The sequence below is a fragment of the Nonomuraea sp. ZG12 genome (assembly GCF_052068115.1).
Classification (GTDB): Bacteria; Actinomycetota; Actinomycetes; order Streptosporangiales; family Streptosporangiaceae; genus Nonomuraea.
The window spans coordinates 269,896-279,607 of record NZ_JBQHCW010000010.1; the positions used below are offsets into that span (position 1 = coordinate 269,896).

At 66.5% G+C, this 9,712-nt stretch carries 9 protein-coding genes and 1 tRNA gene; 5 read left to right on the forward strand and 5 right to left on the reverse strand.

Annotated features, from left to right (window positions below):
- The first annotated feature begins 136 nt into the window (after positions 1-136).
- Positions 137-988: a zinc metalloprotease HtpX gene (gene htpX, locus ACTMTF_RS27350; protein ID WP_397006784.1), complete on the forward strand. Its 852-nt coding sequence runs from the start codon at positions 137-139 to the stop codon at positions 986-988.
- A gap of 22 nt (positions 989-1,010) precedes the next feature.
- Complete coding sequence (locus ACTMTF_RS27355; RefSeq protein ID WP_441113232.1) at positions 1,011-2,504, forward strand: hypothetical protein; 1,494 nt, start codon at positions 1,011-1,013, stop codon at positions 2,502-2,504.
- Here ACTMTF_RS27355 and ACTMTF_RS27360 read toward each other — a convergent pair.
- The 4 genes from ACTMTF_RS27360 to ACTMTF_RS27375 form a co-directional block, all read right to left on the reverse strand.
- Positions 2,479-2,943 (reverse strand): NUDIX hydrolase, encoded by a 465-nt coding sequence (locus ACTMTF_RS27360; protein WP_441113247.1) that lies wholly within the window; start codon positions 2,941-2,943, stop codon positions 2,479-2,481. The two genes, ACTMTF_RS27355 and ACTMTF_RS27360, sit on opposite strands and share 26 nt — an antisense overlap.
- Before the next feature lie 191 nt (positions 2,944-3,134).
- The gene (locus tag ACTMTF_RS27365) at positions 3,135-3,554 is read right to left on the reverse strand and encodes a hypothetical protein (RefSeq protein ID WP_441113233.1); all 420 of its coding nucleotides are present in this window, start codon (positions 3,552-3,554) and stop codon (positions 3,135-3,137) included.
- A gap of 173 nt (positions 3,555-3,727) precedes the next feature.
- The gene (locus ACTMTF_RS27370) at positions 3,728-4,210 is read right to left on the reverse strand and encodes a phospholipase A2 (protein WP_441113234.1); all 483 of its coding nucleotides are present in this window, start codon (positions 4,208-4,210) and stop codon (positions 3,728-3,730) included.
- A gap of 618 nt (positions 4,211-4,828) precedes the next feature.
- Entirely contained in the window at positions 4,829-5,329 is a 501-nt protein-coding gene (locus tag ACTMTF_RS27375) for a YajQ family cyclic di-GMP-binding protein (RefSeq protein WP_397011553.1), read from the reverse strand.
- Positions 5,330-5,717: 388 nt separating this feature from the next.
- Between ACTMTF_RS27375 and ACTMTF_RS27380 the strand changes: the two genes are divergently transcribed.
- Both ACTMTF_RS27380 and ACTMTF_RS27385 read left to right on the forward strand, forming a co-directional pair.
- A tRNA-Tyr gene (locus ACTMTF_RS27380) sits at positions 5,718-5,799 on the forward strand.
- Between the two features lie 264 nt (positions 5,800-6,063).
- A complete protein-coding gene (locus ACTMTF_RS27385) occupies positions 6,064-7,311 on the forward strand; it encodes a hypothetical protein (RefSeq protein ID WP_441113235.1) in 1,248 nt (415 codons plus the stop codon).
- A 267-nt stretch (positions 7,312-7,578) separates the two neighbouring features.
- On the opposite strand, the gene ACTMTF_RS27390 is transcribed toward ACTMTF_RS27385, so the two are convergent.
- A complete protein-coding gene (locus ACTMTF_RS27390; RefSeq protein WP_441113236.1) occupies positions 7,579-8,451 on the reverse strand; it encodes a hypothetical protein in 873 nt (290 codons plus the stop codon).
- A gap of 264 nt (positions 8,452-8,715) precedes the next feature.
- Here ACTMTF_RS27390 and ACTMTF_RS27395 point away from each other — a divergent pair, with 264 nt between their 5' ends.
- Positions 8,716-9,279: a dihydrofolate reductase family protein gene (locus tag ACTMTF_RS27395; RefSeq protein ID WP_441113237.1), complete on the forward strand. Its 564-nt coding sequence runs from the start codon at positions 8,716-8,718 to the stop codon at positions 9,277-9,279.
- The last annotated feature ends 433 nt before the right edge of the window (positions 9,280-9,712 follow it).

Genomic DNA, 9,712 nt, shown 5'->3' on the forward strand with positions numbered 1-9,712 from the left:
ACCCGCTGAGATACCACCGGGGCAGATGTGGTCAGCGAGTTCGATCGCGCTCAGCCTTCGGGTGAGCACTCCCGGGAACGTTGGAGCAGGGCATCGTCGTTGTACCAGGTGAAGCCGGACCATGAGGGGAGGAATCTTGCACCACAACGGCCTGCGTACTGCGGTCCTGCTCGGGAGCCTGTCTGCGCTGATCATCGCGGCCGGGGCGTGGCTGGGCGGCGGCATGGGCATGCAGATCGCGTTCGTGCTCGCCCTGGTGACCAACGGCGTCGCCTACTTCTTCTCCGACCGGATCGCGCTGTCGGCCATGCGTGCGAGGCAGGTCAGCGAGGTGGAGCAGCCCACCCTCTACCGGATCGTCCGCGAGCTCTCCACCGAGGCCCGGCAGCCGATGCCACGGCTCTACATCTCGCCCACCGTGCAACCGAACGCCTTCGCCACCGGCCGCAGCCCGCGCAAGGCCGCCGTCTGCGTCACCTACGGCCTGACGCAGCTGCTCGACGAGTCCGAGCTGCGGGGCGTGATCGGGCACGAGCTGTCCCATGTGTACAACCGCGACATCCTGATCTCGTCCGTCGCCGGTGCGCTGGCCACGATGATCACCTGGGTGAGCTACGTCGCGGTCTTCTTCGGCGGGTCCGACGACGACGAAGGCCCCGGATTCGTCGGAGCGGTCCTCATGATGCTGCTCGGCCCGGTCGCCGCCGGCATGATCCAGATGGCCGTCTCGCGCAGCCGGGAGTTCCAGGCTGACGAGTCCGGGGCCCGGCTGACGGGTGACCCGCTCGCGCTCGCCTCGGCCCTGCGCAAGATCGAGATGGGTGCCCGCAGGCTGCCGCTTCCCGAGAACAGCCGCCTGGCCTCGGCCTCCCACCTGATGATCGCGAACCCGTTCAGCGGTGCCGGACTCGGCCGCCTGTTCTCCACGCACCCGCCCACCGCCGAGCGCGTGGCCAGGCTGGAGCGCATGGCCGGCTACCGGCGCTGAACTTATGCGAAACAATCAGAGAATGGGAAAATCTCCGCGACTGAGCCCGGCCGAGCGGAAGGTGTGGGATGCCTTCCCCACAGGCCAGACGGTGGAGTTGGCCCCTTTCACCCCGGATAAGACCGGTCCCGCAGGCAGCAACGCCCCATCGGACGGGCACACCTGGGGCCCCGAGCGCACCGTCCAAGCCCAGTTGATCACCTCACTGTTACTCGGCGCCCGTGACGCCGTCGCCGGCTCGGCTCCGGCCGTACGGCTCACCGGCGCCAGGATCACTGGGCCGCTCCAAATTCTCGGCGGCACCGTCGAGCACGAGCTCGCGCTCAGCGGCTGCCACCTGGACGAGCCCATCCGGCTCACCGGCACCACCGCCCGGACCCTGCGGCTGACCGACTGCCGCCTACCCGGGTTGACCGGTGGCGGCATGCGGGTGGCGGGTCATCTCAGTCTGTCGGGCTCGTACATCACAGGAGCGGTGCGGGTGCCACGCGCCCAGTTCGAGAGCGGCCTGTGGCTCGGCGGCACCAAGATCATCGCTGGCGAGGACGACGACCACGCGTTCTACGCCGACGCCATGGTGGTCGACTCCGGCATGTACATGCGCAATGGCGACTTCACCGGCGGCGTGCGAATGTATGGTGCTCGCCTCAACGGCGGGTTCTCGTTGGAGGATGCCAAGCTCCGCAATCCCGGCAAACAGGCGCTCATCGCCGACGGCATGGTCGTCGAGGACGCGATGCGCTGCACCGGCGACTTCCTGGCCGAAGGGTGCGTACGGCTGCGCGGGTCGCGTATCAACGGCCTGCTCGCGATCCGGGGTGTCATCCGCAGCCCCGACACGCCGTACGCGCTGCATGCCAGTCACATGGAGGTCCGCGAGTTCTACCTCAAGCCGGCCGAGCCGATCGACGGCGTGGTGACGCTCGCGCACTCCACTGTGAACACCCTGGAGGACAACCCCGCCACCTGGCCGGACAAACTCCGCCTGAACGGCCTGACGTACGAACGCCTGCGTGGCAGCGGAGTCTCCCGCAGGATCGAATGGGTCGGCCGGGACCCGGAGGGCTTCAGGCCGCAGCCCTACGAGCAACTGGCCGCTTGGTACCGCCGCGACGGCAACGACGCGCTGGCACGCCGGACACAGCTCGCCAAACTTCGTGGCAGGCGCCACACCGAAGGGGTCGGCGGCCGGCTTTGGGGCCGCCTGCTGGAGTTCACCGTGGGGTACGGCTATCGCCCTTGGCTGGCGGCGGTCTGGTTCGCGGCGCTGCTCCTGATCGGCACGGTGTCCTTCGGCCTGAACCCGCCCCGGCCGCTGAAACCCGACGAGAGCCCCGTCTTCGACTCGTTCGCCTACAGCTTCGACCTGCTGCTCCCGTGGTCGACCTTCGGGCAACGGGACCTGTTCGACCCGGCGGGCTGGACGCAGGGGCTCGCGTACGGACTGATCATCTCAGGCTGGATCCTGGCCACCGCCCTCATCACCGGCGCTACCCGAGTGCTTCGCCCGTCGTGATCTTCCGGAGGATCGCCGCCAGGTCCTCCGGAAAGATGATCTCCTCGGTGGCCTCGATCTCCTCGGCGCTCCACCACCGATATCCGAGCGTGGTCTCCTTCTCGATCTGCTCCATGTGCTCGAACGAGACGTCCACCTGGCCCACCTGAACCGCGAAGTACGCCTGATCCTGCGTGATGGCGTACTGCGCGAAACTGAACTCGATCGTGCTCGTCCCGTACGGTCCCGTGAACTCCTCCGCCGTCGCCCGAATCCCCACCTCTTCGAACAGCTCGCGCGCGGCGGCCTCCTGAAGCGTCTCCTCGCCCTCCAGAGCGCCGCCGATGGTGAACCAGAACGGCTCGCTGGGGCGTACCGGATCGAAACCGTGGAGCAGGAGGACGCGGCCCTCATCGTCGACGGGCAGAGCACGCGCCGTGAAGCGGCGCAGGGGGATCATCGTCACGATCGACAAGCTTACGGATCCCCTCCGACAGCCTGCCTGGGCCCGTACTCGACCTGACCCCATGGTGGCGATCGTGATCGGTATGTCCGCCTGCGTACCTCAACTCGCGCCCTGCCAAGGGAGACGTCTAGCGTGGCGGTGGCACGGGAGCCTGATTTGATGCCGGGCCGGTCACACTTTCGGGATCAGATGCCGCGGGTCTGGTACGTGCACTTCGGATCGGAGGAGGCGCTCGTGTCGAATCGGACGCGGAACCTCACGAACACCTTGTGCGCCTTCGGCCTGGTCACCGAGATCTTCCGCGAGCCCGTCTTGCCGCCCTTGTAGCCGAAGGCTTTGAACACGAAGTCCGGCTGAGCGTCCTGCATGAAATAGAAGCGGACGTCGTTGTTGCTGCCGACATTGCCGGCGATCCGCCAGGACAGCTGGTTGAACACGTGCCTTGTCCCGGTCGTCAGATAGCGGGCCCTGATCTCGATGCCGTGGTTGCCGTCCGTGCAGCGTGCGATGAGGTACTGGTCAGCGGACGCCATGGCGGGCGTCGGCGTGATCGATGTGGCCAGGCCCATGGCGGCGACGACAGCCACGTTACGCAGAAACTTCATGGTGTCCCTCTCATAGATCGTGATCACTGTTCTTGGACGCGGCGGTATGCCGAAGACTGCGCGTGCCATGCTTCGCCCGTGATGGCCGTCCTCTACCGGCGGGCGCAACGCCCGCCTGAACCGGGCCTTGAGAGATAGGCGGGTTCTCCCGGCACCCGGGGCCGCGATCGGTCCTAGCTCGCGCGAGTCCTGACCGCCGCGTAGAACGCTGCCGCCGCAACTCGGCACGAGGCCTTCTTCGTCTTGGAGAATTTCACGCACACGTTGCCCATATCGAAGAGGAACGCGTCATCGACGGCCTTCTTGTAGGTGTTCTTCCACTTGCTGGAGCTCGCGAGTCGCTTGACATTGCGGTAGCCGAAGTCGTGGCGAGCGCAGGGCGTCTTGAAGACTCCCTTCCAGTAATCTGAGTTACCGATCTTCCCAGGCACCGAGCAGCCGTCGGTGTTCCAATTGAAGCTCCACCTCTTGACATAGGGCTCGTTCTTGTTGCGACGCATATTGGCCCAGTAGGTCTGGCTGCTCGCGGTGTTCTTGGTGAGCGAGAGAGCCACGTTCAGGTTGGCATCCGCTGCCGCCGCCGCAGGTGTGCTGATCAGGGTTAACGCTGTCGTGGCCGCCACCAGCGCACCAGAGATGATCGCCGTCGTTCTCACGGGGTGCTCCTTGTTGAGGGAGATGATTCACAAGGGTCACGGGTCCGTGATGCGGAACGCAAACAATCATGGGGAATACGGCGCGCGAACATACCCGCGCTATACCGCTCGGTACCGCAGTCGCCATTCGTTAGTTAAAACTCCGTGTATTCGGCGGTCAGTCGGGCGCGGCGATGGAACCATCGCGTACGAGCCTGGTGGCGGCGACGCCAGATTGACCAGTGTGCCGGCGACGGTGGGGTTGACCAGGCGATTCATCTCAGTTCGCCCTCGCCGGCGGAAGCGAGGTAAAGGGGCGGTCCTGTGATGATCGCGTCGCTGATCTACTCGGCTGTTTGGAGGCGATCAGGGTGTGCCCTGTACCGGCGCGGATGCGGTGTTGTCGACGTCGCCGGCGCAGCCCAGGTGCTGGCTCTGACGCCCGCCGTGGCGGTGCCCTTCTTCTCATCCTGACCGGTCTCGACCGGTGGGCCCACCCTCAAGGCAGCGGGCGGGGCGGCGGCGTCCAGGCGGGCGACGGCGGAGCGGCACATCCACATGGCGGCTGTCGTACCAGGTGGTGTGCACCAAGGTCGGAGCGCGATGACCGCGCAGGTCACGGTCTCGCGCGCCGCTCCATTACCTGTAGTTCACGAACTGCAGGGCGATGTCCAGATCTTTGCCCTTAAGGAGTGAGATGACATCCTGCAGGTCATCCTTCTTCTTGGAGCTGACCCGAAGCTCCTCGCCCTGAATCTGCGCCTTGATGCCCTTGGGGCCCTCGTCGCGGATGAGCTTGGAGATCTTCTTGGCGTTCTCCTGGTCGATGCCCTCCTTGAGGCTGACCAGCATGCGGTATTCCTTACCGGACAGCTTCGGCTCACCGGCGTCGAGAATCTTCAGGGAGAGGCCGCGCTTGACCACCTTCTCCTTGAACACATCGAGCGCGGCGTTCGCACGCTCCTCGCTGTTGGCCTTGATCTCGATGTTCTCCTGCCCGGACCAGCTGATGGCCGCCCCGGTGCCCTTGAAGTCGAAACGGTGCCCGATCTCCTTGACCGTCTGGTTGAGAGCGTTATCGACCTCCTGGCGGTCGATCTTGCTGACGATGTCGAAAGACGAATCGGCCAAAGCGCACATCCTCTCAGCTGCGTAAGCGTTCGTCGGTGTCCGCATCGCACCCCGCGAACGCGGACTCAGCCGATGAGCCTAGCCAGCATCGGCCCGCCTTGCAGGCTCCGCCTCCTGGGGCTCGCCCACCACCGCCAAGTTGGCAGCGGGCCGATGCTCCCTCAGCGGCCTTCTGTACGGGCCCGCGCCCGCCGACCGCGACCCCGATAGGCGGTTGCCGAGAATCTCTGGGGCGGCGGCCCTTGATTGCCGCACCCCTGTCCGGACATGCGGAGGCTTGGGCGGGTGGGCGTTTCGGGGGAGCAGCTGCGTGGGATCCGGCGCGGGACAAACCGGTGTCACGTACACCGCAGAAGTCCGCTATCCTTCTGTCTGTCGCCGCGAGAGCGGAAGACACGGCAGGTTGCCCGAGTGGCCAAAGGGAGCGGTCTGTAAAACCGTCGGCTCAGCCTACGCAAGTTCGAACCTTGCACCTGCCACACCAGCTAGAAGAGGCCCGTCACCAGCGGAAACGCGGTGACGGGCCTCTCGCTTTGCGTCCGGTGGCGGCCGGGCGGCTACGGCGTTCTACGACTGCGCGTGCTGAATATGTGCTGACGTTCCCGAGCCGTCCTGCGGTGCCTTCGGAGCCGCTGGGTCTTGAAGCGTTCAAGATCAATATGTGCGGCGCAGCTTGGATTGTCAGTGCGGTGGGCCATACTCCGCCAAGCCAAGATGATCACCAACAAGGCGAAGGCGTTGACATGGCACAGTTGCTGCGGAGGCTCGACGACGAGATCTACGTCCAGTACAACGCGTTCGGGCTGGACGGCACCGACCTGCCGGAGTGGGGCTCCCCCACCGACGAGACCTACCACTTCGTCGCGGGGGTGCGGCTGGAATCCTGGGACGCCGAGCCGGAACCTGCGGACGGCTCCTGGACGCCGGTCAGTTCGACCACGTTCGTCGCGGAGAGCGGTGTGGTCGCGATCGTCACAATGATGGACGGCAGAGGGCATGACTTCCTGATCGGCCCGCCGCGTTTCGAGTACGGCGTGGACATGTACCTGCGTGAACCCGAGCCAGGCGACGGGCATGCAACAGGTGAGTGCGAGGAGACATGGCTGCTGAGGTTCTGGCCGATCCGGGATGTCTTCGACCCGATCACGCACGCGGCGCCGTTCTCCTACATTGCGCGGGGGGTTCTGTACTACTCGATCGACCTGGAGCCCGAACAGTTCGTGCAGCCTCCGGCGCGGCGGGAGGTGCCGGTGCCGGTCTCGGCGGTGACGGACTGGGCGTCGCTGCGCGCGGACCCGGACCTGGACACCTTCGACGGCTGGCTTCGTAGGCTGCACAAGGCCCAGGGCAGGGGCGCCACCGCTCACGAGTTGCTGCGCGAGGCCGGGATCGACATCGAGGACGGCGTGGACCTCACCCCGGCCTCCTGCACCCCGCCGCGGGCGCGTGCGGGGCGGTTCAAGGATCCGCTGATCGACCGCTACTCCGCCGAGCAGACGCGGCGGGGCTCGTTGTCCGGGCAGAACTTGGGCGAGGAACGGCTGCGCGAGTACGCCGACGGCGACCGCATCGCCAAGGAGCTGTGCCGGGCCGGCACGCGGACGTTCTCCGTGCCCGTCGAAGGTCGTGGTGCCCTGTATGTACCAGCGGGTGTCAGCCGCCGCGTGTGGCGGTGGGAGGACGACATGCTCGGTGGCGAGCTCATGGACGACGGGCTGACAGTGGATCGGCGGATTCTGGCCAGGAACCCGTGGACCAGGCAGATCCTCGTCTCCGGCATCGTCACGGTCCTGCGCCGCGATCACGACAGGCGCGGCTGTGACGACACCGTCTGGTACGTCGTGCGCGACGCCGAGCCGCACGAGGCGGCCAGGGTCTTGTGCGCGGAGGCCACCTGGGAGGAGGACCCGGATCAGCGCCGAGCCTTGGATGAGGTGGCCAGGGAGAAGCTGATCGACCTGCGGGCCACCTACAGGAGCCGGGAGAGATGAGGGCTGGCCTCGTCGCGGCGAGGGCGTGCGGCCGGGCCGGAGGGGGCCAGGCGACCGATGGGCGACGAGAAGCCTCAGGTGGGCACTCCGGCTGCCGCCTGATCACTGGGCTGAGAGCGGAGCCGTAGGCGGCTGAGGCGGAAGCCGGTCATCCCGCCTGTCATCGACCCCGGCCCGCTCCCCTTCGCGCGGGTCGACGGCAGACGGGTAAGCAGGCGGCCGAGGTACGCGCGTTACGCGGAAGCGACCAAGTGGCGGGCGTTCGGGTCAGTCGTCCAACTCCTCCGACGAGACCGTCTTATCTGCGGGCGGGGGCTGGATGTCCGCCTTCATTCCCCAGTCCGACAACTGAAGATCCTCCTCGAAGGCGTAGTACGGCTTCTCGCTGGCGGACTTGTCGGGGGTGTCGTTCGGTTCGCGCCACGCGCTCCATGCCCTGCGGACGAGCTGGTCCTGGCCGATCCACAACCGCCAGGACACCTTCCAGGAGGCGTATGTGCCGGTGGGCTTGCTGCGGAAGCCGATGCGCATGCCCGGGTTCACCTTGTGGAGTTGCGCGAAGGTGATGGTGCCCTCGTAGAGGGTGGTGCGTACACCGTCGTAGACCCCGGCGGGCCGCTTGCGCGCGGTGGTGGCCAACACTGCTCTCAGCGTGGCCGGGTCGCTGAGGCTGACATGGTGGCCGGACTTCAGCACGAGCTGGCATGGCCACTTGTACGTGACCCAACTCTTGCCCGGCGGCAGTGGCTGGTCGGGGTCGGGCTTGGCGTTCAACTGGTAGCCGCGCTTTCCGATGCAGATGTTGCGGATACCGTGGCGTCCCAGGTTGAAGTTTGTCCGGTCTGTGGCCACGATCTTGCCCTTGCCGAACCCCACGACGCCGCGCACCGGTTTGTGGGTAGACCAAGTGCCGTGCCAGTTGAACCGCCCACGCTGGACGATCTTCACTCCATGTCCCGGGGTGAGCTGGCGCTGTATGGCGCTGGCCGGATCCATCACGGCATCGGCCCGTACGGCCGGTCCTGCGGTCACCGTGGATGCGGTCGCCAGGAGGGCCACCACGGCCATTCGTCGCTTCATAAACCAGGGATCTTCGCAGCAGCGGATCTCATCATGATCACGCTTTTTCGGCGCCTGCACTCGGCGCTCGGCTCCCGGCCGCCCTTGGAAGTGCTCAACGAGTCCCTTTCATCCCGAGCAGCCGCATGGGCTCGCCCATAAGACGGCTGTCCGGAATCTGCTAGGCACCTCGCCTCGGGACTCGTGGCCCGCGCGTACGCTCGTCCGCGCGCTGGGTCCCACCTGCTCCGGTAATTCGGCATGGATCGGTGTGGCCTGATCGATGATTTTTCCGCGCTTGTGCTGGTCTGTACGCCGAGTACCGACTTACAGGAGGCTGACGCCATGCGGAAACTGACCTTCGGCATGAACCTGAGCCTGGACGGCTACGTCGCCGCACCCGGCGACGACCTCGGCTGGAGCGCGCCGAGCGACGAGCTGTTCCAGTGGTGGTCCGACCGGGTGGACGCGACGGGCCTGGCGCTGTACGGGCGCAAGCTGTGGGAGACGATGAGCTCCCACTGGCCGACCGCCGACAAGCAGCCGGGTGCCACACCGGCGCCGATCGAGTTCGCCGGCCGCTGGCGGGACATGCCGAAGGTGGTGTTCTCCTCTACGACCAGCACGGTCGACTGGAACACCCGTCTGGTCACCGGCGACGCGGTCACCGAGATCACCAGGCTCAAGGCCGACGACGGCGGCCCCATGGACATCGGCGGTGCCACACTCGCCGCGGCGGCCATGCGGGCCGGGCTGATCGACGAGTACGCGATCGTCACCCATCCGGTCCTGGTGGGCGGCGGCACGCCGTTCTTCACAGCTCTGGACAACTGGGTGAACCTGACCCTGATGGAGACCCGGACGTTCCCCGACGGCGTACTCCTGACCAGGTACGAGACCAGGCGCTGAGTACCCAACCTCGGATCGGCCCGTGCTTCGGGCCACCCAGGAGGGGACGTACGGTACAGCCGAGAAGTCCAGCAACCGGCGGGATCGTCAGCGAACTCCGGCGAACGCCGACGATCCCGCAACCTTGAACCGTTCGAATGATCGCTCGATGGCCGAGCTCTTTACCGATGTCCACCGGCTGGCGTCATGGAGGTCAACGTCGGCGGCGGCATGGCCGTGTCCTACGCCGACCCGGGGTCACGGTTCGGCTGGGAGGCGTACGGTGCCGGCTTGGCCGCTCTCCGACGCTCCGGCGAGACGTTGCGCATCGAGCCGGGCCGGTCCATTTCTGTCTATTCGGGCGGTACGTCACGCGGGTCATGGATGTGAAGCGCGTCCATGGGGAGCTGTTCGCCGTGGTGGCGGGCGGGACGCACCACATCAGGACCCCGGC

Excerpts from the sequence above, each read along its gene's own strand:
- ACTMTF_RS27355 (WP_441113232.1), top strand. The coding sequence starts at position 1,011 with ATGGGAAAATCTCCGCGACTGAGCCCGGCCGAGCGGAAGGTGTGGGAT.
- ACTMTF_RS27365 (WP_441113233.1), bottom strand. The coding sequence starts at position 3,554 with ATGAAGTTTCTGCGTAACGTGGCTGTCGTCGCCGCCATGGGCCTGGCC.
- ACTMTF_RS27395 (WP_441113237.1), top strand. The coding sequence starts at position 8,716 with ATGCGGAAACTGACCTTCGGCATGAACCTGAGCCTGGACGGCTACGTC.
- ACTMTF_RS27385 (WP_441113235.1), top strand. The coding sequence starts at position 6,064 with ATGGCACAGTTGCTGCGGAGGCTCGACGACGAGATCTACGTCCAGTAC.
- ACTMTF_RS27375 (WP_397011553.1), bottom strand. The coding sequence starts at position 5,329 with ATGTGCGCTTTGGCCGATTCGTCTTTCGACATCGTCAGCAAGATCGAC.
- ACTMTF_RS27360 (WP_441113247.1), bottom strand. The coding sequence starts at position 2,943 with ATGATCCCCCTGCGCCGCTTCACGGCGCGTGCTCTGCCCGTCGACGAT.